Genomic DNA, 25,665 nt, shown 5'->3' on the forward strand with positions numbered 1-25,665 from the left:
GCCGCCTGGGCGGCCCGCCCACGCCCGGGCGGGGACGGCCCCGGGGTTTACCGCCCCGCCGTCGCGGTAACCCCGCTGGACGGCCGCCCGTCCGCACGCTTTTGGGAGGAACGACGTGAGCCAGGTTGCCGACTACGTGCTGGAGCGCCTGAAGGCCTGGGGTGCGCACCGCGTCTACGGATATCCCGGGGACGGCATCAACGGGCTGTTGGGGGCCTTCGACCGTGCCAAGGGCGACCCGGAGTTCGTCCAGGCGCGGCACGAGGAGATGGCGGCCTTCATGGCGTGCGGCCACGCCAAGTTCACCGGGGAGGTCGGCTGCTGCGTGGCCACCTCGGGGCCGGGCGCCATCCACCTGCTCAACGGCCTCTACGACGCGAAGCTGGACCACCAGCCCGTCGTCGCCGTCGTCGGCCAGCAGAAGCGGCTGTGCCTGGGCTCGCACTACCAGCAGGAGATCGCGCTGGAGAACCTCTTCAGCGACGTCTCCGAGTACTGCCAGATGATCACCCACCCGGGCCAGGCCCGGCACGTCATCGACCGCGCCTTCAAGACGGCGCTCACCCGGCGCGGCGTCGCGACGATCATCATCCCGGACGACATCCAGGAAGACGACGCGATGCCCTCGCCCCCCAAGGAGCACGGCTCGGTCTACTCCAGCGTCGGCTGGAGCCAGCCGCGCATGCTGCCCAACGAGGACGAACTGCGCCGCGCGGCCGACGTGCTGAACGAGGGCCGCAAGGTCGCCATGCTCATCGGCCAGGGCGCGGCGAACGCCGAGGCCGAGGTCAAGGAGGTCGCCGAGCTGCTCGGCGCGGGCGTCGCCAAGGCGCTGCTGGGCCGCGAGGTACTGCCCGACGACCTGCCCTGGGTGACCGGCCCCATCGGGCTGCTCGGCTCCAAGGCCAGCGACGAGATGATGCAGCACTGCGACACGCTGTTCATGATCGGCTCCAGCTTCCCCTACTCGGAGTGGCTGCCGGACGAGGGCAAGGCCCGCGGCGTCGAGATCGACATCGACGGCCGCATGATCGGCATCCGCTACCCCATGGACGCCCACCTGGTCGGCGACGCCAAGGAGACCCTGCGCGCGCTGATCCCGCTGCTGCGCCGCAAGGAGGACCGCTCCTGGCGCAAGCAGGTCGAGAAGGACGTCGAGGAGTGGAACCGCATCTGCGAGCGCCGCGCCCAGCAGCACTTCGACGGCACGATCAACCCCCAGGCCGTCGCCGCCGAGCTCACCCCCCGGCTGCCGGACCGCGCCATCGTCACCGCCGACTCCGGCTCCGGGACCAACTGGTGGGCCCGCCACCTGAAGCTGCGCGAGGGCATGCGCGCCTCGCTGTCCGGCACGCTGGCCACCATGGGCCCCGGCGTCCCCTACGCCATCGCCGCGCGGTTCGCCTACCCCGACCACCCGGTCATCGCCTTCGTCGGGGACGGCGCGTTCCAGATGAACGGCATGAACGAGATGATCACCGTCCAGCGCTACCTGCCCCAGATGGCGACCGGCGCGCCGCTGATCTTCTGCGTGCTCAACAACCAGGATCTCAACCAGGTCACCTGGGAGCAGCGCGCCATGGGCGGCGACCCCAAGTACCCCGGCTCCCAGGACATCCCGGACGTGCCCTACGCGGCCTACGCCGAACTGCTGGGCCTGAAGGGCATCCGCTGCGAGTCGCCGAAGAAGATCGGGGCCGCCTGGGACGAGGCGCTGGCGAGCAGGGTGCCGGTGGTGCTGGAGTTCAAGGTCGACGCCGAGATCGCGCCGATCCCGCCGCACATCATGTTCGACCAGGGCAAGAAGGCGGCCAAGGCCGCCGTCCACGACCCGCAGCGCACCGGCATCGCCACCCGCGGCGTGCGTCAGAAGCTGGCCGAGTACGCCGAGCGCCTGCCCGGCCGGGGCCACGACTGACGCGATGCCGCAGACCCTCACCCCCTGGACCCTGCGCAACTACGCCCTGCTGGCGGACGGCGAGCGCGGCGCGCTGATCGACCCGCGCGGCGCGGTGGTGTGGATGTGCGCCCCGCGCTGGCACAGCGACGCCGTGTTCTCCGTCCTCATGGGCGGCCCCGGCCAGTTCACCGTCTCCCCGGACGACGCGTGGAACGTGTGGGGCGGCTACTACGAGGACCGCTCCCTGATCCGGGTCAGCCGGTGGGTCATGGGCGACGCCCTCACCGAGTGCCGCGAGGCGCTCGCGCTGCCGGGCGAGGCCTCCCGGGCGGTGCTGCTGCGCCAGGTGCGCGCCGTGCGCGGCGACGCCCGCGTGGTGGTGCGGCTCGCGGCGCGCGCCGGGTTCGGCGCGCACCCCATGGCCGACGTCCGCCGCCGGGGCGACGCCTGGCACGCGCGCAGCGGGCCGCTGCACGTGCGGCTGGCCGGCGCGCCGGAGGCCGCCGTCGGCCCGGACGGCACCCTCACCGCCCACCTGCGCGTCCCCGAGGGCCACACGCACGACCTGGTCCTGGAGATCGCCGAACACGCGCCCCACACCGAGCCGCCGGAGCCCGGCCCGCTGTGGCGGCGCACCGAGCGCGCCTGGCGCGAGTCGGTGCCCGACTGCACCGACCTGCCGGCCGCCGAGGACGCCCAGCAGGCCTACGCCGTCCTGCGCGGGCTCACCAGCCACTCCGGCGGCATGGTGGCCGCGGCCACCACCTCGCTGCCGGAGCGGGCGGCCACCGGGCGCGACTACGACTACCGCTACGCCTGGCTGCGCGACCAGTGCTACGCGGGTCTGGCCGTCGCCGCCCACGGGGCGCACCCGCTGCTGGCCGACGCCGTCCGCTTCGTCACCGAACGCCTCGGCGAGCACGGCGCCGAGGTCCGCCCGGCCTACGCCGTCGACGGGTCCACGCTGCCCGGCGAGCGCGCCCTGCCGCTGCCCGGCTACCCCGGCGGCGGCAACCGCGTCGGCAACCACGCCGGGGGCCAGTTCCAGCTCGACGTGTTCGGGGAGGCCCTCCAGCTCTACGCCGCCGCGGCCCGGCTGGACGCGCTGGACCGGGACGCCGAGCGGGCCGCCCACACCGCCGCACGGGCGGTCGAGGAGACCTGGCAGCGCCCCGACGCCGGCGTCTGGGAGCTGGAGACCGCCTGGTGGAGCCACTCCCGCCTGTCGGCCGCGGCCGGGCTGCGGGCGGCCGCCGACGCGCTGGGCGGCCCCGCCGCACGCCGCTGGCGGGAGCTGGCGGACACCATCCGGGGCGCCACCGACCGCGCCTGCCGCCACCCCTCGGGCCGCTGGCAGCGCACCCCCGACGACCCCCGCGTCGACGCCGCCCTGCTGCGGCCCCTGGCGCTGGACCCGCCGCCCCCGGGGGACCCGGGCCTGACGGCCACCCGGGAGGCCGTCGAACGCGACCTGTCCGTCGACGGCTACGTCTACCGCTTCCGGTACGGCGACGACCGGCTCGGCCACCACGAGGGCGCCTTCCTGCTGTGCGGCCACCTGATGGCCGCCGCGTGCCTGGCCGAAGGCCGCACCGTCCAGGCCGCCCGCTGGTTCGAGCGCACCCGCTCCGCCTGCGGCTCGCCCGGGCTGTACGCCGAGGAGTACGACGTCAAGGAGCGCCAGTTGCGCGGGAACGTGCCGCAGGCGTTCGTGCACGCGCTCGTCCTGGAGAACGCGGTGCGCCTGTCCCGGGCGCCGTGACGCGGCTCCCCAAGCCCCTCATCCCACGGAAAGGAGCCCAGGTGGCCACCACCGACCTGCCCGATCCCGTCGTGCCGCAAAGCCCCGCCGAGGTCGACCCCGCGGCGCTGGAGCGCGACCTGCGCCGGGCGGTGGACGGCGAAGTGCGCTTCGACGCCGGCTCCCGCGCCACGTACGCCACCGACGCCTCCAACTACCGGCAGGTGCCCCTCGGCGTCGTCCTGCCGCACACCGTGGAGGCCGCCGTCGCCGCCGTCGAGGTGTGCCGGGAGCACGACGCCCCGCTGCTGTCCCGGGGCGGCGGCACCAGCCTGGCCGGCCAGTGCTGCAACGAGGGCGTCGTCATCGACTGGAGCAAGTACTGCGACCGGCTCGTCTCCGTCGACCCCGAGGCGCGGAGCTGCGTCGTCGAACCCGGCATCGTGCTCGACGAACTCAACCGCCGCCTCGCCCCGCACGGCCTGCACTACGGGCCGCGCCCGGCCACCCACCCCAACTGCACGATCGGCGGGATGATCGGCAACAACTCCTGCGGCTCGACCGCCCAGGCCTACGGCAAGGTCGCCGACAACATCCGCCGCCTGGAGGTGCTCACCTACGACGGCACCCGCATGTGGGTGGGGCCCACCGACGACGCCGAACTCGCCCGGCTCACCGCGGGGCCGGACCGCGCCGCCGAGATCCACCGGCAGCTCGTCGCGCTGCGGGAGCGCTACGCCGACCTGGTGCGCGAGCGCTACCCCGACATCCCGCGCCGTGTCTCCGGCTACAACCTCGACGCGCTGCTGCCCGAGAACGGCTTCGACCTCGCCGGACTCCTGGTCGGCTCCGAGTCCACCCTCGTAACCGTCCTGCGGGCCGAACTGGAGCTGGTCCCGCTGCCGCGGGCCACGGTCCTGGCGGTGCTGGGCTACCCCGACGTGGCCACCGCCGCCGACCACGTCCCGGCCGTCCTGCGGCACCGGCCGCACGCGCTGGAGGGCATCGACGAGCAGCTCATCAGCTACCAGCACGAGAAGCGGCTCAACACCGAGGGCCTGGGCCTGCTCCCCGAGGGGGGCGCCTTCCTCATGGTGGAGCTCGCCGCCGACAGCCCCGAGGAGGCCGAGGAGAAGATCGCCCGCCTGCTGGACGACGCGCCGGGCGCGGTGGGCACCAGGCGCTTCACCGATCCGGGCGACGCCGCGCTGCTGTGGGCCGTGCGCGAGTCCGGACTCGGCGCCACGGCCCACGTCCCCGGACAGCGCGAGAACTGGCCGGGGTGGGAGGACTCGGCCGTCCCCGTGGACCGGCTCGGGGAGTACCTGCGCGCGCTGCGCGAGCTGTTCGAGGAGTTCGACTACAACCACCCGTCGGTCTACGGCCACTTCGGCGACGGCTGCGTGCACTGCCGCATCCCCTTCGACCTGGCCACCACCGAGGGCATCGCCACCATGCGCGCCTTCACGGAGCGCGCCGCCCGACTCGTCAAGCGCCTGGGCGGTTCGCTCTCCGGCGAACACGGCGACGGACAGGCGCGCGGCGAGCTGCTGGAGACGATGTTCGGCCCCGAACTGGTCGAGGCGTTCGGCCGCCTGAAGGCCGTCTTCGACCCGCGCGACCGCATGAACCCCGGCAAGGTCGTCCGGCCGCGCCGCCTCGACGACGACCTGCGGCTGGGCGCCGGGTTCACCCCGCCCGACCCGCCCACCGCCTTCACCTTCCCGCCCGACCGGAACTTCGGCCAGGCGGCCCTGCGCTGCGTGGGCATCGGCAAGTGCCGCTCGCTGGAGGGCGGCGTGATGTGCCCCAGCTACCGCGTCACCCGGGAGGAGGAGCACTCCACCCGGGGGCGGGCCCGGCTGCTGTACGAGATGACCCGGGGCGACTCGCCCGTCACCGACGGCTGGCGCTCCACCGAGGTCAAGGACGCCCTCGACCTGTGCCTGGCCTGCAAGGGCTGCAAGAGCGACTGCCCGGTCGACGTCGACATGGCCACGTACAAGGCCGAGTTCCTGCACCAGCACTACGCCGGGCGGCCGCGCCCGCGCACCCACTACTCGCTCGGCTGGCTGCCGCTGGTGGCGCGGCTGGCCACGCGGGCGCCCCGCGTCGTCAACGCGCTCTCCCAGGCCCCCGGGCTGGGCCGCGTGGCCAAGGCCGTCGCGGGCGTCGCGCCCGAGCGCGACGTCCCGCTCTTCGCCGGGCAGACCCTCACCGACTGGTGGCGCGAGCGCGGCGGCACGCGCGGCAGCGGGCACCGCGGCGAGGTGGTGGTGTGGCCGGACACCTTCACCAACTCCTTCCACCCGGCCGTCGGCCGCGCCGCCGTGGAGGTGCTCGAAGCGGCCGGCTTCCACGTCAAGGTGCCCACCGAGGCGGTGTGCTGCGGCCTGACCTGGATCTCCACCGGCCAACTGGACGTGGCCAAGCGGGTGCTGCGCCGCACGGTGGACGTACTCGCCGACGACCTGCGGCGCGGCACGCCGGTCGTCGGACTGGAGCCGAGCTGCACCGCCGTCTTCCGCGCCGACGCGCCCGACCTGCTGCCCGAGGACCCCGGCGTCGCCCGGCTGCGCGAGCTGACCCGCACCTTCGCCGAGGTGCTCACCGAGCGCGCCCCCGACTGGCGGCCGCCGCCCGTCCGGGCCCGGGCCGTTGTGCAGCGCCACTGCCACCAGTACGCGATCATGGGGTTCGAGGCCGACCAGGAGCTGCTGCGGCGTGCCGGGGTCGAGGCCGAGGTGCTGGACGTGGGCTGCTGCGGCCTCGCGGGCAACTTCGGATTCGAACGCGGCCACTACGACGTCTCCCGGGCCTGCGCCGAGGAGGGCCTGCTCCCGGCGGTCCGGGAGGCCGACCCGGACACGCTCGTCCTCGCCGACGGCTACAGCTGCCGCACCCAGGTGGAGCAGTCCGACACCGGGCGCGTCCCGCTCCACGTGGCCGAGGTGCTCGCCGCCGGGCTGCACGCACGGCACCGGGCGCGGGCGCAGCGGCCCACCGGCCCCTCGCCACGGGCCCGGGGCGCCGCCCTGGCGGCCACCGGGGCGGCGGTCCTCACCGCCCTGGCCGCCGCCCGCCGGGCCCTGCGCCGCTGACCACCCCCTGCCCCGGCGCCCGGCCCGCCCGGGCGCCGGCCGGCCGGCCGCGCGGTGGCCTCAGCCGAGTTCCAGGACCGTCTTGACCCCGTCGGGCTGCCGCTCGAACGCCTCCCGGAAGCGGGCGAGCGGCACCCTGCGGGTGATCAGCGCGTCCAGCCACCCCGCGTCCGCCGCGCCCAGCGCCCGCGCGGCGTCCTCGTAGTGCCGCTTGCCCGCGTTCACCGAGCCGACGACGACCGAGTTCTCCAGCACCAGCTCCCGGTTGATCGCCCCGGCGTCCACCCGGAGCGTGCGCCCGGTGGGGGAGACCCCGGTCAGGCACAGCACGCCGTACGCCCCCAGGCCGATCATGGCGTCGAACGCGACGGAGGGCGCACCGGTCGCCTCGATGACGACGTCGGGCCGCACCTCGCGGAGCACGTCGGAGACGGAGCCGCTGTGGTACGTCCCGCCCAGCGACCGCACCAGCTCGGGCTTGCGCCCGCCGGTCACCCGGTCCAGCACGTGCACCTGGAGCCCGCGCTGCCGCCCCAGCAGGGCGGCCAGCAGGCCGATCGGCCCCGCACCCGTGACCAGCACCGCACGCGGCGCGAACCAGGCCCGCCCGCCGACGGCCGTCACCTGGTCCCAGGCCTTGGCCACCACCGTGGTCGGCTCCATCAGCGCGCCCACCCGGGCCAGGGAGGCGTCGACCCGGACGGCGTAGTCGGCCTCCACCGTCCACAGCGTCGAGCCGTAGCCGTCGCGCTCCTTGATGCCGCGCTCGGTGTAGCGGCCGTTGCGGCACATGTCGAACTGGCCGTGGGCGCAGGCGCCGCACGGCACCGGGTCCGGGCGGCGCACCACGCCCGTCACCAGGTCACCGGGGGCGAAGCCGCTGTCCGGCGGCGCGTGCCGCACCCGGCCCAGGGACTCGTGCCCGAGCACCAGCCGCTCCCGGCCCGGCGGAGCCCAGCCGTAGTCCCCGGCCGCGATCTCCCGGTCGGTGCCGCACACCCCGAGCGCCACCCCCTCAACCAGCAGCTCGCCGGGGCCGGGGGAGGGGTCGGGCAGGTCCTCCACGCGCAGCGAGTCCGGCTCCTGCGGGGCGACGGTCAGCGCTTGCATCGGCACTCCAGGGGGTACGTCGTCGACAGCGGGCCCCGTCCCCGGTTCCCCTCGCGCCCGCCCCGCTAACGCCCGCCCGGGCTCCCGCGCCAGGAGCGTTCGCCGTGACACCAGTGACGGGAGGCCGTCGATCGGGCATACTCCACACGCACAGTCGCTGGTCAGCCGCCTTTGTAACCCGGAGGAGCACCGCCGCGGCTTGTCATACCCCCGGCGGCGCCGCCACACCCCGGCGTCACCGCCGTAGCGCCCGACAGGGAGGAGAGCGCCGCGATGTCCGAGTACATCCCTCCGCCGGTGGAACGCCGGCTGCCCACGGAGGAAGCCCGGGACCTGCTGGTCCTGGTCCGCGACCTGGTGGAGCGGGAGGTCCGGCCCGCCGCGGCGGCGGAGGAGGACGCCGGCCGCTTCCCCCGGGAGACCTTCACGCTGCTCTCGCGCTCCGGCCTGCTCGGCCTGCCCTACCCCGAGGAGTACGGCGGCGGCGAGCAGCCCTACGAGGTCTACCTCCAAATGCTCGAAGAGCTGGCCGCGGCCCGGCTCACCGTCGGCCTGGGCGTGAGCGTGCACAGCCTGGCCTGCCACGCGCTCGCCGCCTTCGGCACCAAGGAGCAGCTCACCGAACACCTGCCCGCCATGCTCGGGGGCGGACTGCTGGGCGCCTACTGCCTGTCGGAACCCGCCTCCGGGTCCGACGCCGCCGCGCTGCGCACCCGCGCGGTACGCGACGGCGACGCCTGGGTGCTCGAGGGCACCAAGGCCTGGATCACCCACGGCGGCATCGCCGACTTCTACACCGTGCTCGCCCGCACCGGCCCCGACGGGGCGCGCGGCGTCACCGCGTTCCTGGTGCCGGGCGACGCGCAGGGGCTGAGCGCCGCGGCGCCGGAACGCAAGATGGGCATGAAGGGCTCGCCCACGGCCCAGGTCCACTTCGACGGCGTCCGCGTCCCCGACGCCCGGCGCGTCGGCGAGGAGGGCCAGGGCTTCTCCGTCGCGCTGGCCGCGTTGGACTCCGGCCGCCTGGGCATCGCCGCGTGCGCGGTGGGGCTGGCCCAGAGCGCGCTGGACGAGGCGCTGCGCTACGCCAAGGGCCGCGAGCAGTTCGGCCGTCCCGTCGCGGACTTCCAGGGGCTGCGCTTCCTGCTGGCCGACATGGCCGCCCGCGTCGAGGCCGGGCGCGCGCTCTACCTGGCCGCCGCCCGCCGCCGCGACGACGGCCTGCCGTTCGGCAAGGAGGCGGCCATGGCCAAGCTCGTGTGCACCGATGCGGCCATGCAGGTGACCACCGACGCCGTGCAGGTGCTCGGCGGCTACGGCTACACCGCCGACTTCCCCGCCGAGCGCTACATGCGCGAGGCGAAGATGCTGCAGATCGTCGAGGGCACCAACCAGATCCAGCGCGTGGTCATCTCCCGCGCCCTGCTCGGGCCCGAGACCCGGTAGCCGCCGCGGCGCCGTACCGGGTGGGGACGCGGGGACGCGCGTCCCTCCTCGGCGGGCACCCGGACTGTCCGCGGACCCCGCCCGACGAGGGCGGACGGCGGCGAGGAGAGCCGCCAGCACCGCCCGCGCCGCCGCGACCGCGCGGGTACCGCGCCCCCACCGCCGCCCACACGGGCGCACCCGCGCCCGCCGGCCTGCCGCGCGGAGCCCATGCGGCAGCCCCCGGACGGGCAGCCCCCGGACGGTGAGCGCCGCGGCCGCCCCGTCGGACACCGCGTGCGGGCCGCCGTCCCCGCCCGCTCCGGCCCGCGCACGCCCTGGTCACGGGCGTGGCGCGCGACGAACGGACGGGCGGCGACGTCAGCCGGGGTCGGCGCGCGCGTGCCGCGTACACCGCGGCCGTGCGTCACGCCGACACAGCGGGGGCCGTGCGGTGCGCGTCCGGGGCGCCGTGCGGTGCGCGCCGGGGGAGTGGACCACCGGCTGCGCGCGGCCAGCGTGCGGGCGCCGGTGCGGCCCCCAGGCGTCAGCGGCCGGGCCCGGCGGCGTGCGAGAAGGGCTGCGTGCGCCAGTCCAGACCGGCGGGCAGCGTCAGCAGGGCGGCGGCGTCGAACTCCTGGGCCGTGCCGTCGTCGGCCGGCGGGGCGTCGGTCACCGGCAGGCCCGAACCCCGGCACACCGTGAGCCCGAACGGGTTCCACGGCGTCGCGCACAGCGCGTGCTCCGGGAGCCTCTCCTCGTCCGCGAGCAGCGCGATCGGCTGCGCGCACCGGGGGCAGGACACCCGGTAGATCTCCACGGAGTCGTACGGATCGTCCGGCTCCTCGGCGCCCTGCTCGGCTCCCTCGGCGGGATCGGGCGCGGCCTGCGGGGCCTCGGAGCGAAGCGGCTTGGTCTTACGCATGCATCCCCCTCGGATGGACCGGCCGGACGGTGCCCTGGGACGGCTGGTCTCGGCCACAGCAAGCATTTCCCGTCCGGGCCCGCGGGTAATCTCCGCCACCCCGCGGACTGCGCAGCACTCGGTGTGGCCTTGCTCACAACCCGCGCGTTCACGGGCCCGGAACCCGCGCTTCCCGTGCCGGAGTGCGCCGGGGGGAGTAGGTTGAGCTGCTGTGGAGGAGCTGGACCGGCAGATCGTGCAGTTGCTCGTCAAGGACGGGCGGATGAGCTACACCGACCTGGGCAAAGCCACGGGCCTGTCCACGTCGGCCGTGCACCAGCGGGTACGGCGGCTGGAGCAGCGCGGCGTGATCCGCGGCTACGCGGCGCTCGTGGACGCCGAGACCGTCGGCCTGCCCATGACCGCGTTCATCTCCGTCGCCCCCTTCGACCCCAGCGCCCCGGACGACATCGCCGAGCGGCTCGCCGACGTGCCCGAGATCGAGGCGTGCCACAGCGTGGCGGGCGACGAGAACTACATCCTCAAGGTCCGCGTGGGCACCCCCATCGAGCTGGAGCACCTGCTCGCCCGCATCCGCACCCTCGCGGGCGTCTCCACCCGCACCACGGTCGTCCTGTCCACCCCGTACGAGGCGCGCCCCCCGCGCCTGTGAGCCCCCGGCGCCCCGCGCCCGGTGGCGGACCCCGCGCGGCGCCCGCGCGCACCCGGGCGGGAGACTGGCCCCATGAGTGAGCGCGCCACCTCCCGCGAGAAGCCCCGCACCGTCCTCCTGTGCGGCGGGCACGTCTACAGCCCGGCCGACCCCTTCGCGACCGCGATGGTGGTGGAGGGCGACCGCGTCGCCTGGCTCGGCTCCGAGGGCGCCGCCGACTCCTTCGCGGACGGCGTGGACGAGGTGGTCCCGCTCGACGGCGCGCTGGTCACCCCCGCCTTCACCGACGCGCACGTGCACACCACGGCCACCGGCCTCGCACTGACCGGGCTCGACCTGACGTCCTGCACCTCGCTCACCGCCGCCCTCGACCGCGTCCGCGAGCACGCCGCCGCCCGGCCGGACGACCGAGTGCTGCTCGGCCACGGCTGGGACACCACCGCCTGGCCCGAGGGACGCCCGCCCACCCGCGCGGAGCTGGACGCGGCCGCCGGTGGCCGCCCGCTCTACCTCACCCGCGTCGACGTCCACTCCGCGCTCGCCACCACCGCCCTGCTGGACCAGGTCACCGGCGTGCGCGAGCTGCCCGGCTTCGCCGCCGACGCCCCGCTCACCGCGGCCGCCCACCACGCGGTGCGCGAGGCCGCCCACGCCGCCGTCAGCCCCGCCCAGCGCGCGGCCGCCCAGCGCGCCGCCCTGCGCCGCGCCGCCACCCTGGGCATCGGCTCGCTGCACGAGTGCGCGGGCCCGGACATCTCCAGCGCCGAGGACCTGACGGCCCTGCTGGCCCTGGCCGCCGAGGAGGACGGCCCCCGGGTCTTCGGCTACTGGGCCGAGGCCGTCACCGGCGCCGAGGACGCCCGGCGGGTCCGGGAGCTGGGCGCGGTCGGCGCCGCCGGGGACCTCTTCGCCGACGGCTCCCTCGGTTCCCACACCGCCCACCTGCACGCCCCCTACGCCGACGCCCCGCACACCGGCGCCGCGCACCTCGACGCGGACGCCGTCGCCGCCCACGTCGCCGCCTGCACCGAGGCCGGCCTGCAGGCCGGTTTCCACGCCATCGGCGACGCCGCGCTGAGCGCCGTCACCGACGGCGTCCGCGCCGCCGCCGAGCGCCTGGGGGCCGGCCCCGTGCGCGCCCTGCGCCACCGGGTCGAACACGCCGAGATGCTCACCGCCGCCCACATCGGCGCGTTCGCCGAGTTCGCGCTGATCGCCTCCGTGCAGCCCGGCTTCGACGCCGCCTGGGGCGGGGAGACGGGCATGTACGCCCAGCGCCTGGGCGCCGACCGGGCCCGCGGCCTGAATCCGTTCGCCGCGCTCAGCCGCGCCGGCGTCCCCCTCGCCTTCGGGTCCGACAGCCCGGTGACGCCGCTCGACCCCTGGGCCGCGGTGCGCGCCGCCGCCTTCCACCGCACCCCCGAGCACCGGATCTCCGCGCGCGCCGGCTTCGCCGCCCACACCCGCGGCGGCTGGCGGGCGCTCGGGCGCGACGACGCCGGGACGCTGGTGCCGGGCGCCCCGGCCGACTACGCGGTCTGGCGCACCGGCGAGCTGCTCGTGCAGGCGCCCGACACCCGGGTCGCGGGCTGGTCCACCGACCCGCGCTCGGGCACCCCGGGCCTGCCCGACCTGAGCCCCGGGGCCCAACTGCCGCTGTGCCTGCGGACCGTGGTGGGCGGCCGGACCGTCTTCGCGCGGCCGAACGAGTGATCTGCGCCGCGCGCCGTACGCCCGAAGGTGCGGCCCCGGGCCGGGCCTGCCGGCCGCCCGTCGTACCGCCTGAGCTGCCCGTTCGCCACCGCGTTCGGCCAAGACACAGGTCAAACGACTGTTGACAGGCGGGCGTCGTGGCCCGGTAGGTTCGGCGGAGTCCACCACAGGACGTCCGGTCGGGGGTCCCCCCGCGCAGCGGAGCCAGGGCCAGCGCCCGCGGCACGGGGGCGGAAGGTTTCGTTCGACCGGCAGGTGGGACCCGGGTGGGGCCCGGACGCTCAGTAGACAACGGCTTTCGGTAGATCCGCAGCCAGCGGGTCCCAGGTCGGCCCGAAGGGCGCCGGGCCCCGACCGCAGCTCCCACCGCGCCCGCCTGGCACTCACGGCTCCCGCCCGTCGTTGTACGGTCACCTCAGATCTCCTCCGCTGCAGGAAGGCCGCAACCGTGGCACCGGGCCCCGACACCACCTCCGGACCGCTCCCCGCCGGGGCGTCCGCCGACGCTCCCGGCGGGGCGGCCGAGCCTGCCGGGCGCCCGCCCGCGCCGCAGGCCCTCCCGGACGGCTCCCCCGCCCCCGCCTCCGGCGCCCCGGGCGACGCCGCACCGCCGCCCGCGCCCGCCACCGGGCCGTCGCCGGCCGGTGCGAAGCAGCCGCCCGCTTCCGCCCCCGCCTCCGCGCCCTCGGCAGCGCCGCACGGCGCTCCGCCGGAGACGCCCCCCGGCGGAGCGCCGGAGGGCGGACCGCGCCGGCGGTCCGCCCTGCGGCCCAGCCGCCCCGGGCTCCTGCGCTGCGCGGCCGCGGCCGCCGGCGGACTCGCCCTGGCCGCCGCCTTCCCCCCGGTCGGCCTGTGGCCCCTCTCCCTGGTCGCCGTCGCCGCCCTCGGCCTGCTCACCCGGCACCGCACCGCCCGGCAGGGCGCTGCCGCCGGGCTCGTCTTCGGCCTGGCCTTCTTCGTCGGTCTCCTGCAGTGGCTGCGGGTGATCGGCTGGGACGCCGTGCTGGGCCTCTCGCTGCTCCAGGCCCTCTTCCTGGCCCTGCTGGGCTCCGGCCTGGCCGTCACCTCCCGGCTGCCGCTGTGGCCCCTGTGGGGGGCCTGCCTGTGGGTCGCCGAGGAGTGGGCCAGGGACCGGGTGCCGCTGGGCGGCTTCCCGTGGGGGCGGCTGGCCTTCGCCAACACCGGCTCGCCCTTCACCCCGCTCGCCGCGCTCGGCGGAGCGCCGCTGGTCACCTTCGCCGTCGCCCTCGCCGGGACGCTGCTGGCCGCGGCCGCCCTGGCCGCCCACCGGCTGCGCCGGGCGCGGCGCGGCGCCGGGCCGGAACGTCCGCGCACCGCCCCGGCCCCGGCCGACGACCGCGCCGACGCTCCCGCCCCCGCACCGGGCCGCCCGGCCCGGGCCCTGTGCGGTGCCGCCGGGCTGGCCGCCGCGGTCACCCTGGCCGGATACGCCGTCCCCATACCCACCGACGCGGACGACACCGTGGACATCGCGGTCGTCCAGGGCGACGTCCAGCAGCCCGGCATGGACTTCCTCGGCCGGCCCATGCTCATCCTGAACAACCACGTCGAGGCCACGCTCGACCTGGCGGCCGACGTGGCGGCGGGCCGCGCCCGCCAGCCGGACCTGGTGATCTGGCCGGAGAACGCCTCCGACCTGGACCCGCACCGGTCGCCCGAGGCGTACGCGGCCATCGACCGCGCCGCCGACGCCGTGGGCGTGCCCATCCTCGTCGGCGCCCTGGTCGACCACCCCACCGAGGAGGGGTACGTCGAGAACCAGGGCATCGTGTGGGACCCGCGCACCGGCCCGGGCGACTCCTACACCAAGCAGCACCCCGTGCCCTTCGGCGAGTACGTGCCCTTCCGCGAGCAGCTCAGCACCGTCATCACCCGCCTCGAACGCGTACCGCGCGACTTCTGGCCCGGCCGCCAGGCGGGGGTGCTGCAGGTGGGCCCGGCCCGGCTGGGGGACGTGATCTGCTTCGAGGTCGCCTACGACGAGATCGTGCGCGACACCGTGACCGCCGGGGCCCGCGCCCTGGTGATCCAGACCAACAACGCCACCTACGGCCGAACCGGCCAGCCCGAGCAGCAGCTCGCCATGTCCCGGCTGCGCGCCATGGAGCACGGCCGCGCCGTCGTCACCGCCGCCCCCAGCGGCATCAGCGCCATCGTCGCCCCGGACGGCACGATCGAGCAGCGCACCGAGGAGTTCACCCGGGACGTCCTCACGGCCGAACTGCCCCTGCGCGACGACGTCACCCTCGCCGACCGCGTCGGCTCCGCGCCCGAGTGGGCCCTCGCTATGGTGGGCCTCCTTGCCTGGGCCGCCGCCATCCTCCACGGCCGCCTGCGCCGTCCGGACGAGAAGGGGAACAGCCGTGAGTGACCGCGAACGCGTCGAGGTGCGGCGCTTCAGCCCGCCGGGTCCGGCCCTGGTGATCATCCCGACCTACAACGAGGTCGACAACATCGCCTCGGTCGTCCGCCGCACCCGCGCGGCCGTGCCCCAGGCGCACATCCTGGTCGCCGACGACAACAGCCCCGACGGCACCGGCAAGCTCGCCGACGAACTGGCCGCCGGGGACGAGCGGGTGCGGGTGCTGCACCGGCCCGGCAAGGAGGGCCTGGGCGCCGCCTACCTCGCGGGGTTCCGCTGGGGCATGGAGCACGGCTTCGACGTGCTGGTGGAGATGGACGCCGACGGCTCCCACCAGCCCGAGGAACTGCCCCGGCTGCTCACCGCGCTGCGCGGCGCCGACCTGGTGCTCGGCTCCCGCTGGGTGCCCGGCGGCCGCGTGGTGAACTGGTCGACCGGGCGCGTCCTCCTCTCCCGGGGCGGCAGCACCTACTCGCGCCTGGCGCTGGGCATCCCCATCCGCGACGTCACCGGCGGCTTCCGGGCCTTCCGCGCCGACACCCTGCGCGGCATGGGCATCGACACCGTCGCCTCCCAGGGCTACTGCTTCCAGGTCGACCTCGCCCACCGCGCCGTGCGCGCCGGCTACCACGTCGTCGAGGTGCCCATCACCTTCATCGACCGGGAGCTGGGCGACAGCAAGATGAGCCGGGACATCGTCGTCGAGGCCCTGTGGCGGGTGACGGCGTGGGGCGTGCGCTCCCGTTTCGAGCAGGCGGTGCGGCCCAGGCACACTGGGAACCATGAGCACGCGTGACCCGAGCCGGTACGAACCGCCCGGCCGGCGGTCCGGCGCCCGAGACGGCGGCCCCGCCACCGGCGGCCCGCGGACCCGCCCACGGGCCCGGGTGCGCGCCCTGCTGCCGCTGGCCGTGGCCGCCTGGGCCGTGCTGGAGGTGTGGCTGCTCCTCCTCGTCGGTGACGCGGCCGGCGGACTGACCGTCTTCCTCCTGCTGGCCGCCACCTTCGTCCTGGGCGCCGCCGTCATCAAGCGCGCCGGCCGCCGCGCCCTGCGGACGCTGACCGAGGCGCTCCAGCCCCCCGGCACCGCCCCGGGGCCCGCCGCCCCGCGCCCGTCCCGCACGCCGTCCGGCGGGCACGCCCCGGCCGTGCTCGGCGGGCTCCTGCTGATGCTGCCGGGCCTGCTGTCGGACGCCGCCGGGCTGCTGTGCCTCTTCCCGCCGACGGCCGCCCTGCTGCGCCGGGGCACCGACCGCTGGCTGGCACGGCGGGCGTCCGCCGCCGGAACCGGCTCCCTGGGGGAAGCGCTGCGCCAGGCCCGCACCGCCGGGGACCAGGCGCGCATGCGCCGTCCGGACGGGAAGGTCGTCCAGGGCGAGGTCGTGCGCGACGACGACGGCGAGGGCGACCGCGACGACGGGGGCCCCGGCGGCCCGCCCCGCCCGGCTCCGTGACCCCCGCGCGGCCCGCACCGGCCCGCTGAAACCCCCGCGCGGGCTCCGGGGCGGCACGGCGCCGCCCCGAGGCGTACGGCTTCGGTGCCCGGCGCCGCCCGGCCCGCCGGCCCGGCTGCGCATCCCCGCGCACGACGGCGCGGAGGCCGGTGGGAACCCGCCCTCAGGGCGGCCCACCGGCCTCCGCGCCGTGTGTGTGCCGTACGCCGGTCCAGCCCGCCGGGGGCTAGGCCGACTTGCGGCTGTCGCGAGGGTGCACCGCGATGTTCATCGCACCGGAGCGCAGGACGGCCAGCCGTTCGGCCAGCACCTCCTCCAGCTCCTCGCGCGTGCGCCGCTCCATCAACATGTCCCAGTGAGTACGCGCCGGCTTCGTCTTCTTCTCCTCGGGGCCCTCGCCGTCCACCAGCAGGGCCTGGGAGCCGCAGACCTTGCACTCCCACTCCGGCGGGACTTCCGCCTCGACCGAGAACGGCATCTCGAACCGATGTCCGTTCTCGCATGCGTACTCCACGGCCTGGCGGGGTGCCAGGTCGATGCCGCGGTCCGTCTCGTAGCTGGTCACCACGAGTCGCGTGCCGCGCAGAGCTCGCTCACTCATGAATCGTGCCTCCCGGGCTTGTCGCCCACAGGACAGGTGTCGCTGTCGTCGTCATCCGGTCAACGTCCGGTCGGCGGTGAAGATTCCCGAATCGGGACATGCGTCGCCCGTCGTAGCCGCCCTTGTTGTACCCGCCAGTGCCCGCTTTGTCACATCTGTAGCGGAGATGTCACCCGGCGTTCCTGCCTGGTATACGCGTGGTAGCGGTTCGACGCGGCGGGCCGGAGGAGTACACTACCGCCCGCGCCGCACGGGGGCTAAATCCGGCCGGGATCGGTGTTGCCGACGGCCGCCGCGGCCCGGCGCACCGGCACCCGCAGCAGCAGCACGAATCCCAGCACGAAGAAGACCACGAGCGAGATGATCGCGTCCCGGTAGCTGCCGGTGAGCTGGTACGTCAGCCCGAACAGCAGCGGCCCCAGCCAGCTCGTCCCCCGGTCGCTCACCTCGTAGAGCGAGAAGTACTCCGCCTCCTTGCCGCGCGGCACGAGCTGGGCGTACAGCGAGCGCGAGAGCGCCTGCGTGCCGCCCAGCACCATCCCGATCGCCGCCGCGAGGCAGAAGAACCACACCGGCTCGCCGGCCGGCAGGACGTACCCGCACCCCACGACCACCGTCCACGCCACCAGCGAACCCAGGATCGTCCGCTTGGCCCCGTGGCGCTCCGCCAGCCGGCCCAGTCCCAGCGCGCCGAAGATCGCCAGGACCTGGACCAGCAGGATCGCGCCGATCAACGTCTCCTGCTCCATCCCCAGCTCCTCGGAGCCGAACACCGAGGCCTGGGTGATCACCGTCTGCACGCCGTCGTTGTAGAGCAGGTACGCCAGCAGGAACAGCAGCGTCAGCGGGTAGCGGCGCAGCTCGCGCACCGTCTGCCCCAACTGCCGGAAGCCCCCGGTCAGCGACAGCCGCGCCCCGGCCACCGTGCCCGGCCGGTCCCGCAGGCGCGTGAGCGGCACCAACGTGAACAGCGCCCACCACAGCCCCGCCGAGGACAGGCAGATGCGCACCGCCGTCCCCTCCTCGACGCCCAGCGCGTCGTGCCCCAGGAACAGCCCCAGGTTCGCCACCAGCACCAGCGCGCCGGCCGCGTACCCGAAGGCCCAGCCGCGGGAGGAGACCGCGTCGCGCTCGTGCGGCTCGGCGATCTGCGGCAGGAAGGCGTGGTAGACGACGATCGAGGCCGCGTAGGCCACGTTGGCCGCGATCAGCAGCAGGCCGCCCAGCAGGTAGCGGTCGCCGTCGAGGAAGAACATGCCCAGCGTCGCCGCCGCGCCCAGGTAGGCGAACGTGCCCAGCAGCGGCTTCTTGCGCCCCGTGCGGTCCGCGACCGCCCCCACCAGCGGCATCACCAGCACCGACAGCAGCACCGAGGCCGAGATGACGTAGGCGAAGTAGGAGCCGTCGCGCACCGGGATGCCCAGCGGGTAGACGTACCCGTCCGCGTCCGCCGCCGCCTTGGCGACCGTCGTGAGGTACGGCCCGAGGAACACGGTGAGGACGCTGGTCTGGAAGACCGAGTTCGCCCAGTCGTACCAGTACCAGCCCCGCTGCTCGCGGCGGCGCGCGCCCGCGTCACCCGAGCCGCCCGCGGGCTCGCTCACGACCCTGGACTCCACCTGCGTCCCCCTCGTCCGCCCCGCCCGGCCCCGTGCGGACCGGCTGTGGCCGAAACCGTATCCCGGCCCCCGCTCACCCCGTCCAGGCCCCGCGTTCGGCCAGCACCTCGCGCAGCAGCTCCAGGCGGTCGGTCATGATCCCGTCCACGCCGAGGTCCAGCAGCTCGCGCATGTGGGCGGCGTCGTTGACGGTCCACACGTGCACCTGGAGGCCCAGGCGGTGCGCGGTGCGCACGAAGGCCCGGTCGGCGACGGGCACCGGACCGTGCCGGCGCGGCACCTGCGCGGCCAGCGCGCTCGGCCGCACCGGCGCCGGCAGCCGCCACGAGCGCAGCCGCAGCGCCAGGACGCCGCACGTGCCCAGCGACGTCGCCAGCCGCGCCCCGGCCAGCCCGCGCGCCCGCACCACCCGCCTCTCGTCGAACGAGCCGACGCACACCCGGTCCCAGGCGTCCTGCTCCCGGAGCACCCGCAGCAGCGGCTCGACCGCGGCGTCGGCCTTGACGTCGATGTTCCACCGGGTGTGCGGGAACTCCCGCAGCAGGTCCGCGAAGAGCGGCACCGGCTCCCGCCCGCCGACGCGGGCCGCGGCGACCGCCGACCACGGCAGGTCGGCGATGCGGCCGCGGCCGTCGGTCACCCGGTCCAGGGTGTCGTCGTGGAAGGCCACCAGCGCGCCGTCGGCCGTGGCGTGGACGTCGGTCTCCAGGTACCGGTAGCCCAGGTCCACCGCCCGGGCGAACGCGGACCGGCTGTTCTCCAGGCCCTCGGCGGCCCCGCCCCGGTGGGCGAAGGCGAGCGGGCGGGGGTGGTCGAAGTAGGGGTGCGCCGCAGTCGTCACGGGCGCAGTATCGCCTGCCGCCCCGGCGCGCAGGACACCGGAGTCGCCGCCGGGCCCACCGGGTGCGGCGGGCACGGCGCCCGCGGTGCCCCCGCGCGCGGCGCCCACCGGGCCGCCCCCGGCAACCCAGGCGTGGGGCCGCCGCCCGTCCGCGCCCCGCCCTTGAGCCGCGTCCCGGGCGGGTGGCATCCTGAACCCACCGATCAGGCCAATTCGGTGGCCAATCCCGGAAAGGTGGCCCTTGCGATGCCCGAGTGGACCTCAGCGGTCGGCGCCCCCCAGCTCGTGCGGCTCCTGCGTTCGCAGCGCACCGCGCAGGCCGCGCCGCGTTCCGGCACGCCCGCCTACCGGGCGCTGGCCGACGGCGTGCGGCTGCTCGTCCTCGAAGGCCGCGTTTCGGTCGGCGCCCGGCTGCCCGCCGAGCGCGAACTGGCCGGAGCCCTGGCCGTCAGCCGCACCACCGTGGCCGCCGCCTTCGAGGCGTTGCGCGCCGAGGGCTTCCTCGCCTCCCGCCGCGGCGCCGGTAGCTGGACGGCCGTCCCGGCGGGCAGCCCGCCGCCCAGCCGGAGCCTGGAGCCGCTGCCGCCGGAGTCGGCGGGCACCGTCATCGACCTCGCCTGCGCCGCCCTGCCGGCTCCCGAACCGCACGTGAGCCAGGCCTTCACCAGTGCCCTGGCCGACCTCCCGCCCTACGCCTCGACCCACGGCGACTACCCGGCCGGACTGCCCGATCTGCGCCAGGCCATCGCCGACCGGTACACCGCCCGCGGCCTGCCGACGATGCCGGAGCAGGTGATGATCACCACGGGGGCGATGGGCGCCGTCGCCGCGATCTGCCGCCTGCTGGCGCCGCGCGGCGAGCGGGTCGCCGTCGAGCACCCCAGCTACGCCAACGTGCTGCACCTGATGCGGGACGTGGGCGTCCGGCTGGTGCCGGTGGCGATGGCCGACCGGCTCGCCGGGTGGGAGCTGCCGGCCTGGCGGCAGGCGCTGCGCGCGGCCGCCCCCCGCATGGCCTACGTCGTCGCCGACTTCCACAACCCCACCGGCGCGCTCGCCGACGACGCCCAGCGCCGGGACCTGGTCGCCGCGGCCCGCGCCGCCGGCACCACGCTCGTCGTCGACGAGACGATGGCCGACCTGGCGCTGGAGGAGGCCACCGCCGCCGCGCCGCCCCGCCCGGTGGCCGCCTTCGACCCCGGCGGCGCCACCGTCATCACCATCGGCTCGGCCAGCAAAGCGGTGTGGGCCGGGCTGCGCATCGGCTGGGTGCGCGCCACCCCGGACGTGATCCGCAACCTCACCGCCGCCCGCGCCTGGGCGGACCTGGGCAGCCCGGTGCTCGAACAGCTCGCCGTCACCCGCCTGCTGACCGACGGCGGCTGGGAGCGCGCGGTGGCCCTCCGCCGCGCGGAGGCCCGCGCGCACCGGGACGCGCTCGTGGCGGCGGTCGGCGAACACCTGCCGGACTGGGAGTTCACCGTCCCGCGCGGCGGACTGACGCTGTGGGTGCGCACCGGCGGCCTGTCCGGCTCGCGCATCGCGGAGGCGGGGGAGCGGCTCGGGGTCCGGGTGCCCTCCGGCCCGCGCTTCGGCGTGGACGGCGCGTTCGAGGGCTACGTGCGGCTGCCGTTCACCGTGTCCGGCCCGGTGGCCACCGAGGCGGCCGTCCGGCTCGCGGCCGCGGCCCGGGTGGTCGCGGGCGGCGGGGTACACGCCGGGCCGGAGATCCCGCGCAGCTTCGTCGCCTGAGCCCGTGGCGGCGGCCGGGTCGGCCGACGCGCCGTCACCCGCCGGCCGGCCGCGCCGCCTGCGCCGCGGTGCCCGCGCCGCTGCGGGCCCGGGGCTCCGGCCCCGCGCCGTCCGCCTGTCCGGTGGCGCCGCCCGCCGGGTCGGCGTCGCACTCCTCGACGCCGACGACGTGGCCGGGCAGCAGGCGGGCCACCGCCTCGCGCTCCGCCTCGCCGGCCAGCTCGTCGTGCGGGTCGGGCGTGGCCGGCACCTGCAGCCGCAGCACCGGTCCGGTGCCCAGCCGGGCGTAGCCGCGGCCCGGCGGCACGTCCCGCACCGGGGTGGTCTGCGGCGGTTCGCCGAGCACCGCGCGCACCTGCTCCGGCGTGGCGGGTCCGAGCACCACCCGTGCCCGGGTGTAGGCCCGCACCACCTGGGCCAGCGCCTCGGCCCCCTCGAACTGCTCGGCCACCGCGACCGAGACCCGTGCCGCGCGCCCGTGCCGCAGCGCCACCTGGAGCAGCTCCTGCGGATCACCGCGGCCCTCGCCGAGCGCGAGGTGGCTGAGGACGGCCGGCCGGTCCACGAGCACCCACAGCGGCCGGCACGCCTCCCGCGCCGGCGCCCCGGCCTGCTGCGCCCGCACCGCGGCCAGCAGCCGCCGCTCGGTCTCGTGCGCCGCCCACTGCAGCGAGGCCAGCGCGCCCACCAGCGTCGTCTCCACCGACAGCACGCCCCGGCGCCCGGCCAGGCCCGCGTACTCCCCGGACCCCGAGCCGTCCACGACGAGCACGTCGCCGTGGCGCAGCGCCTGGAGCGCCAGCGACCGCAGCAGCGTCGTCGTCCCCGCCCCGGGCTGACCGAGCGCCAGCAGGTGCGGCTCGGTCGAGCGCGGCCCCGTGCGCCACACCACCGGCGGCACGTCGAGCGTCCCGTGGGCGCCGCGCACCGGCAGCGTGCGCTGCACCGACTCGCCGTCGGTGAACCCGAGCACCATCTCGCCCGGCGCGACGACGAACCGCTGGGCGCACACCCCGGTCGGCAGCGGGGCGAGCGCGGTGAACGCCAGCTCGTTGGCCTCCTCGTCCCAGTCGAACCGGAACTCCCGCCCCCGTCCCGCCTTGGCCGCCAGCACCCGCTGCACCCGCAGCCGCGCCTCCGGCTCCCCGTCGGGGAAGGAGGGCGGGTAGCGCAGCACGAGGCGTGCCACGCGCCCGTCGGAGTCGAAGACCTGCCCGGTGAACGCCTGCTCGAAGGGGCCGCCGGGTGCGTACAGCGGCTCGGGGCACGGGTCTCCGGGGACGGCGAAGACCGGCACCAGCGCCTCGTACAGCGCCCGCAGCCGCGCCGTCCGCTCCTCCGGCGCCGCACCGGCCTCCTCCGGGGGTGCGTCCGCCTCCGCGGGCTCCCGCCCGTACCAGGCGGCGGCCGCGAGCAGCGCCGCACCCGCCAGCCACGGCCCGTACGGCATGAGCCACAGGAACAGCGCGCACGAGCCGGCCAGGAACAGCGCGGGACCGTGCTGCTCCTGGGTGGTGCGGCCCCACCAGTCCCGCGCCAGCGCCACGAGCCGGGCCGCGCCGCGCGCGAGCACGCGCAGCGGCCGCAGCGCGTCGCCGGCGCCGTGGGGCAGCGCGCGCAGCGGGACGCGGACCTGGGCGAGGGAGCGCAGCGCCACGTGAACCTCCCGCGCCGCTAGAGGGCGATCCCGCCGAGCAGGGCGGCGAGCTTGTCACTGCCCGCCTGGATGCCGGGGCCGATGGCGGTGCCCGCCAGGTAGAAGCCGAACAGCGCGCACACCACGGCGTGCGACGGCTTGAGGCCGTGCTTGCGGAACAGCAGAATTCCGATCACTCCGAACAGGACGACGCCGGAGATGGACAGCACCATGAGTTCTCCTGGAGTGGAGGCGTTCATCACTTTCTGTCACGCAAGCTTCACAGAAAGCGTCGGACCATCCAACAGGCGAACGAGTGAATCAGCATTTCATCAGCCCGATGCGGCCCGCCGGCGTCACCGGTTCGTGCTCAACGGCCGCCCCTCGCGCGGCTCCCGGGGCGACGCCGGTCCCCTTCCGGCGGGGCGGGGGGCGGCCGGAGGCGCCGACCCGTCACAGGCTCAGCCCGGAGACCAGCGACGCGATCATGTTGCCGCCCGCCTCGATCCCCGGTGCCATCGTCGAGCCCGCCAGGTAGAAGCCGAACAGGGCGCAGACGAGGGCGTGCGAGACCTTCAGCCCGCCCTTGCGGGTCAGCAGGAAGATGACGATGCCGAGGAGGACGACGCTCGATACGGACAGGGCCATGAGGTGCTCCAGGAGGGGGTGTCCAAGCGGGCTTCCCCAGGTTCACCAGCCGCCCGCACGGCGGGCAAAACGGGCTGGACCGGATGGCTGACCACCGATCGGCTTCGCCTGCCACCGCCCCCGGCGGTGCGAGCGCGCGCCGGGCCGAATCCGCTCGCGGCGGCGGCCCCGCGGTCCGCCGGCTCCCGCGGCTCGCCGGCCCCCGGACCCGACCGCGTCCGCGGCCCGGTCAGTCCCGCGACGACGGCGCCACCGCGCTCGACGCCCCCGGGTCGGGGCGGCGCAGAGCGTCGCCGCCCCGGGCGTGCCGAGACGGTGTGCGCCCCGGCCCGGGGGAGCGCCGCCGAGCGAACGCGCCGCCGTCGCGACCGTCCGTGCCGCGACGGGGGCGGTGGGCCACCGCTCCGGCGACGTCTGTTCGACGCAGCCTTTCGGCCACCGTGCGCGAGATGCCGGCCCGGCGCCACCGCACCAGGGGCGGCGGGGCCCGCTCCGCCTGGTCGCCGCACCGGGGTCCGCGCGTGCCGAACGCGCAAGCGCGGCGCGTGCGACCTCCGCCGTGGCCCGCCGGGGTGGCGTACGATCGACAGTCAGTCACCTGCCGGACACGCGATGTTCAGGAGGACGGCAGCCCGTGCGCCCCAAGCCCCCGCTGTGGTCGGCCGGAGCCCTCACGGCCGCCGGGCTCGTCCTGCTCGTCCTGGTGCTCGCGCGCTGGGACCCGTTGTGGCGGGCCGACCAGCACCTCGCGCAGCACCTGCACCGCCTCGCCCACGCCGAGCCCGGCCTCACCGGCGTCGTGCGGGTCCTGTCCGACTGGGTGTGGGACCCGGTCACGATGCGGCTGGTGGCCGCCCTGGCCGTCGTCGTCCTCCTGGTCAGGGGGGCGGTGCGGCTCGCCGCCTGGGTGGCCACCGCCACGCTCGGCGGGGTGGCGGCGCAGTACGTGCTCAAGGCGACCGTCGGCCGCGCCCGGCCCGAGTGGGCGCAGCCCGTCGACAGCGCGCACTACCACGCCTTCCCCTCCGGGCACGTGATGACGGCCACCGTCGTGTGCGCCGTGCTGCTGGTGCTCGTCCTGCGCCACGGGCCGCGGTCGGCGGCGGTGCGGGTGTCGGCCTGGGCGGTGGCGCTCGGCTCGGTGGCCGGCGTCGGGTACACCCGGGTCCACCTCGGCGTCCACTGGCCCACCGACGTGCTCGGTGGGTGGCTGTTCGGCGCCGCCGTCGCGGCCGCCTCGGCCCTGCCCTTCCGCCGCGGGCCGCGCCCCGCGGCCGTTCCGGCGCCGGGCGGGCCCGCGCGGACCGGCGCCGCGCGCGGCGCCGGAGGCTAGGCGCCCCCCTGCTCCGGGTGCTGCGGCGGCTCGACGGTGTGGTAGCACTGCCCGCACACGTAGCCGCCGCTCGGACCTTCGAAAACGACGCTTCCGCAGTGCGCGCAGTGCATGGCGGGGGCCGGGAGCGGGCTGTTCATCCGCTGGCTCCGCAGTTGTTGCACGCCCAGCCCCCATCGGGACCCTGGATCACGGCGGCTCCACAGTTCGTACAGTTCACGTGCCCTCCTCGCTCCTGGGAGGACGTGCTGACCCCACCACGGTAGACGCCCGCGCCCGCGCGGCCCAGGGCCGGACGGGCGGCGGCGCGTCTTTGTCCGTAAATCGCCCGCTCCCGCCGCGCGGCCCGGGCGGCGTCCCCGGCCCGGACGGCGAGGGCGGTCACCGGGCGCGGCGGTCACCGGGTGCGGCGGCGCCGCGTCGGCGGGTGGCCGCTCCCCGGCGCGCCCTCAGTCGGTGACGACCTGCGTGTCGTAGAAGCACAGGCGGTCCTTGATCGCCGCGACGTCCGGCAGGGGCTCGGGGTACGCCCACGCGACGTCGGCCGGACCGCCGGGCAGGGACCAGTAGGACGCCGTGCCCTTGAACGGGCAGACGGTGTGGCTCGCGGAGGGCACGAGCAGCTCCAGGCGCACGTCGTCGGGCGGCAGGTAGTACCGCACCGGCAGCCCCGTCTCGTGCAGCAGCAGCGGCCGCCGGCTCTCCGCGAGCACTTGCCCGTCCCGCTCCACGCGCACGTGCCGATCGCTCTCCTCCAGCCGGATCCGGTGGCCGTCGCCCCCGGTTCCCTGCGGATGCGTGCTCGCGTCCATGAACGCTCCTCGTGGTGTG

At 76.3% G+C, this 25,665-nt stretch carries 21 protein-coding genes; 11 read left to right on the plus strand and 10 right to left on the minus strand.

Annotation, left to right across the window (positions count from 1 at the left end; all coding sequences use genetic code 11):
* The first annotated feature begins 115 nt into the window (after window positions 1-115).
* The 3 genes from OSB71_RS14255 to OSB71_RS14265 are packed head-to-tail and all read left to right on the plus strand — an operon-like array spanning window position 116 to window position 6,742.
* The gene (locus OSB71_RS14255; RefSeq protein ID WP_265948209.1) at window positions 116-1,918 is read left to right on the plus strand and encodes a thiamine pyrophosphate-requiring protein; all 1,803 of its coding nucleotides are present in this window, start codon (window positions 116-118) and stop codon (window positions 1,916-1,918) included.
* 4 nt (window positions 1,919-1,922) lie between these two features.
* A complete protein-coding gene (locus OSB71_RS14260) occupies window positions 1,923-3,662 on the plus strand; it encodes a glycoside hydrolase family 15 protein (RefSeq protein WP_265948212.1) in 1,740 nt (579 codons plus the stop codon).
* Between the two features lie 41 nt (window positions 3,663-3,703).
* On the plus strand, window positions 3,704-6,742 hold the full coding sequence (locus tag OSB71_RS14265; RefSeq protein WP_265948214.1) for an FAD-binding and (Fe-S)-binding domain-containing protein: 3,039 nt from the start codon (window positions 3,704-3,706) through the stop codon (window positions 6,740-6,742).
* A gap of 60 nt (window positions 6,743-6,802) precedes the next feature.
* Here the strand turns inward: OSB71_RS14265 and OSB71_RS14270 are convergent, their stop codons facing one another.
* The gene (locus OSB71_RS14270; RefSeq protein WP_265948215.1) at window positions 6,803-7,852 is read right to left on the minus strand and encodes a glucose 1-dehydrogenase; all 1,050 of its coding nucleotides are present in this window, start codon (window positions 7,850-7,852) and stop codon (window positions 6,803-6,805) included.
* 273 nt (window positions 7,853-8,125) lie between these two features.
* Between OSB71_RS14270 and OSB71_RS14275 the strand changes: the two genes are divergently transcribed.
* Complete coding sequence (locus tag OSB71_RS14275) at window positions 8,126-9,298, plus strand: acyl-CoA dehydrogenase family protein (RefSeq protein ID WP_265948217.1); 1,173 nt, start codon at window positions 8,126-8,128, stop codon at window positions 9,296-9,298.
* A gap of 526 nt (window positions 9,299-9,824) precedes the next feature.
* Here OSB71_RS14275 and OSB71_RS14280 read toward each other — a convergent pair.
* Entirely contained in the window at window positions 9,825-10,202 is a 378-nt protein-coding gene (locus tag OSB71_RS14280) for a hypothetical protein (protein WP_265948219.1), read from the minus strand.
* Window positions 10,203-10,413: 211 nt separating this feature from the next.
* Between OSB71_RS14280 and OSB71_RS14285 the strand changes: the two genes are divergently transcribed.
* The 5 genes from OSB71_RS14285 (at window position 10,414) to fxsA (ending at window position 16,404) form a co-directional block, all read left to right on the plus strand.
* Window positions 10,414-10,854, plus strand: a complete 441-nt coding sequence (locus OSB71_RS14285; protein WP_265948221.1) for an Lrp/AsnC family transcriptional regulator — start codon at window positions 10,414-10,416, stop codon at window positions 10,852-10,854.
* Between the two features lie 72 nt (window positions 10,855-10,926).
* Window positions 10,927-12,567: an amidohydrolase gene (locus OSB71_RS14290; protein WP_265948223.1), complete on the plus strand. Its 1,641-nt coding sequence runs from the start codon at window positions 10,927-10,929 to the stop codon at window positions 12,565-12,567.
* A gap of 448 nt (window positions 12,568-13,015) precedes the next feature.
* Entirely contained in the window at window positions 13,016-14,959 is a 1,944-nt protein-coding gene (gene lnt, locus OSB71_RS14295; protein ID WP_265948225.1) for an apolipoprotein N-acyltransferase, read from the plus strand.
* A complete protein-coding gene (locus OSB71_RS14300; RefSeq protein ID WP_265948229.1) occupies window positions 14,952-15,746 on the plus strand; it encodes a polyprenol monophosphomannose synthase in 795 nt (264 codons plus the stop codon). The genes lnt and OSB71_RS14300 overlap by 8 nt, the downstream gene beginning before the upstream one ends.
* Window positions 15,733-16,404: an FxsA family membrane protein gene (gene fxsA / locus OSB71_RS14305; protein WP_265948230.1), complete on the plus strand. Its 672-nt coding sequence runs from the start codon at window positions 15,733-15,735 to the stop codon at window positions 16,402-16,404. The genes OSB71_RS14300 and fxsA overlap by 14 nt, the downstream gene beginning before the upstream one ends.
* A 226-nt stretch (window positions 16,405-16,630) precedes the next feature.
* Here fxsA and OSB71_RS14310 read toward each other — a convergent pair whose 3' ends face one another.
* The 3 genes from OSB71_RS14310 to OSB71_RS14320 all read right to left on the minus strand — a co-directional run bounded on the left by OSB71_RS14310 (window position 16,631) and on the right by OSB71_RS14320 (window position 19,465).
* Window positions 16,631-17,005: an RNA polymerase-binding protein RbpA gene (locus tag OSB71_RS14310; protein WP_265948232.1), complete on the minus strand. Its 375-nt coding sequence runs from the start codon at window positions 17,003-17,005 to the stop codon at window positions 16,631-16,633.
* Window positions 17,006-17,262: 257 nt separating this feature from the next.
* Window positions 17,263-18,609: an MFS transporter gene (locus tag OSB71_RS14315; protein WP_265948234.1), complete on the minus strand. Its 1,347-nt coding sequence runs from the start codon at window positions 18,607-18,609 to the stop codon at window positions 17,263-17,265.
* 88 nt (window positions 18,610-18,697) lie between these two features.
* Window positions 18,698-19,465 (minus strand): glycerophosphodiester phosphodiesterase family protein, encoded by a 768-nt coding sequence (locus tag OSB71_RS14320; protein WP_265948236.1) that lies wholly within the window; start codon window positions 19,463-19,465, stop codon window positions 18,698-18,700.
* Between the two features lie 246 nt (window positions 19,466-19,711).
* On the opposite strand from OSB71_RS14320, the gene yczR reads away from it, so the two are divergent.
* Window positions 19,712-21,217 carry a MocR-like transcription factor YczR gene (gene yczR / locus OSB71_RS14325; protein ID WP_265948238.1) on the plus strand — a complete coding sequence of 502 codons (1,506 nt, stop codon included), beginning with the start codon at window positions 19,712-19,714 and terminating at the stop codon, window positions 21,215-21,217.
* 34 nt (window positions 21,218-21,251) lie between these two features.
* On the opposite strand, the gene OSB71_RS14330 is transcribed toward yczR, so the two are convergent.
* From OSB71_RS14330 to OSB71_RS14340, 3 genes are all read right to left on the minus strand, one after another.
* Window positions 21,252-22,874: a hypothetical protein gene (locus OSB71_RS14330; RefSeq protein WP_265948240.1), complete on the minus strand. Its 1,623-nt coding sequence runs from the start codon at window positions 22,872-22,874 to the stop codon at window positions 21,252-21,254.
* Window positions 22,875-22,891: 17 nt separating this feature from the next.
* Window positions 22,892-23,086 (minus strand): hypothetical protein, encoded by a 195-nt coding sequence (locus OSB71_RS14335; protein ID WP_265948242.1) that lies wholly within the window; start codon window positions 23,084-23,086, stop codon window positions 22,892-22,894.
* A 220-nt stretch (window positions 23,087-23,306) separates the two neighbouring features.
* Window positions 23,307-23,501, minus strand: coding sequence for a hypothetical protein (locus tag OSB71_RS14340; protein ID WP_265948244.1), 195 nt, complete (start codon window positions 23,499-23,501; stop codon window positions 23,307-23,309).
* A 634-nt stretch (window positions 23,502-24,135) separates the two neighbouring features.
* Here OSB71_RS14340 and OSB71_RS14345 point away from each other — a divergent pair.
* The gene (locus OSB71_RS14345) at window positions 24,136-24,834 is read left to right on the plus strand and encodes a phosphatase PAP2 family protein (protein WP_265948246.1); all 699 of its coding nucleotides are present in this window, start codon (window positions 24,136-24,138) and stop codon (window positions 24,832-24,834) included.
* Here OSB71_RS14345 and OSB71_RS14350 read toward each other — a convergent pair.
* Complete coding sequence (locus OSB71_RS14350; RefSeq protein ID WP_265948248.1) at window positions 24,831-24,974, minus strand: hypothetical protein; 144 nt, start codon at window positions 24,972-24,974, stop codon at window positions 24,831-24,833. The genes OSB71_RS14345 and OSB71_RS14350 overlap by 4 nt on opposite strands.
* A gap of 309 nt (window positions 24,975-25,283) precedes the next feature.
* The gene (locus OSB71_RS14355; RefSeq protein WP_265948250.1) at window positions 25,284-25,646 is read right to left on the minus strand and encodes a DUF427 domain-containing protein; all 363 of its coding nucleotides are present in this window, start codon (window positions 25,644-25,646) and stop codon (window positions 25,284-25,286) included.
* Window positions 25,647-25,665: the final 19 nt, after the last annotated feature.

Source organism: Streptomyces marinisediminis (assembly GCF_026262575.1).
Classification (GTDB): Bacteria; Actinomycetota; Actinomycetes; order Streptomycetales; family Streptomycetaceae; genus Streptomyces; species Streptomyces marinisediminis.

Coding starts and splice junctions, on each gene's coding strand:
- OSB71_RS14260 (WP_265948212.1), top strand. CDS start 1,923: ATGCCGCAGACCCTCACCCCCTGGACCCTGCGCAACTACGCCCTGCTG.
- OSB71_RS14270 (WP_265948215.1), bottom strand. CDS start 7,852: ATGCAAGCGCTGACCGTCGCCCCGCAGGAGCCGGACTCGCTGCGCGTG.
- OSB71_RS14275 (WP_265948217.1), top strand. CDS start 8,126: ATGTCCGAGTACATCCCTCCGCCGGTGGAACGCCGGCTGCCCACGGAG.
- OSB71_RS14280 (WP_265948219.1), bottom strand. CDS start 10,202: ATGCGTAAGACCAAGCCGCTTCGCTCCGAGGCCCCGCAGGCCGCGCCC.
- OSB71_RS14290 (WP_265948223.1), top strand. CDS start 10,927: ATGAGTGAGCGCGCCACCTCCCGCGAGAAGCCCCGCACCGTCCTCCTG.
- fxsA (WP_265948230.1), top strand. CDS start 15,733: ATGAGCACGCGTGACCCGAGCCGGTACGAACCGCCCGGCCGGCGGTCC.
- OSB71_RS14310 (WP_265948232.1), bottom strand. CDS start 17,005: ATGAGTGAGCGAGCTCTGCGCGGCACGCGACTCGTGGTGACCAGCTAC.
- yczR (WP_265948238.1), top strand. CDS start 19,712: ATGCCCGAGTGGACCTCAGCGGTCGGCGCCCCCCAGCTCGTGCGGCTC.
- OSB71_RS14335 (WP_265948242.1), bottom strand. CDS start 23,086: ATGGTGCTGTCCATCTCCGGCGTCGTCCTGTTCGGAGTGATCGGAATT.
- OSB71_RS14340 (WP_265948244.1), bottom strand. CDS start 23,501: ATGGCCCTGTCCGTATCGAGCGTCGTCCTCCTCGGCATCGTCATCTTC.
- OSB71_RS14350 (WP_265948248.1), bottom strand. CDS start 24,974: ATGAACAGCCCGCTCCCGGCCCCCGCCATGCACTGCGCGCACTGCGGA.
- OSB71_RS14355 (WP_265948250.1), bottom strand. CDS start 25,646: ATGGACGCGAGCACGCATCCGCAGGGAACCGGGGGCGACGGCCACCGG.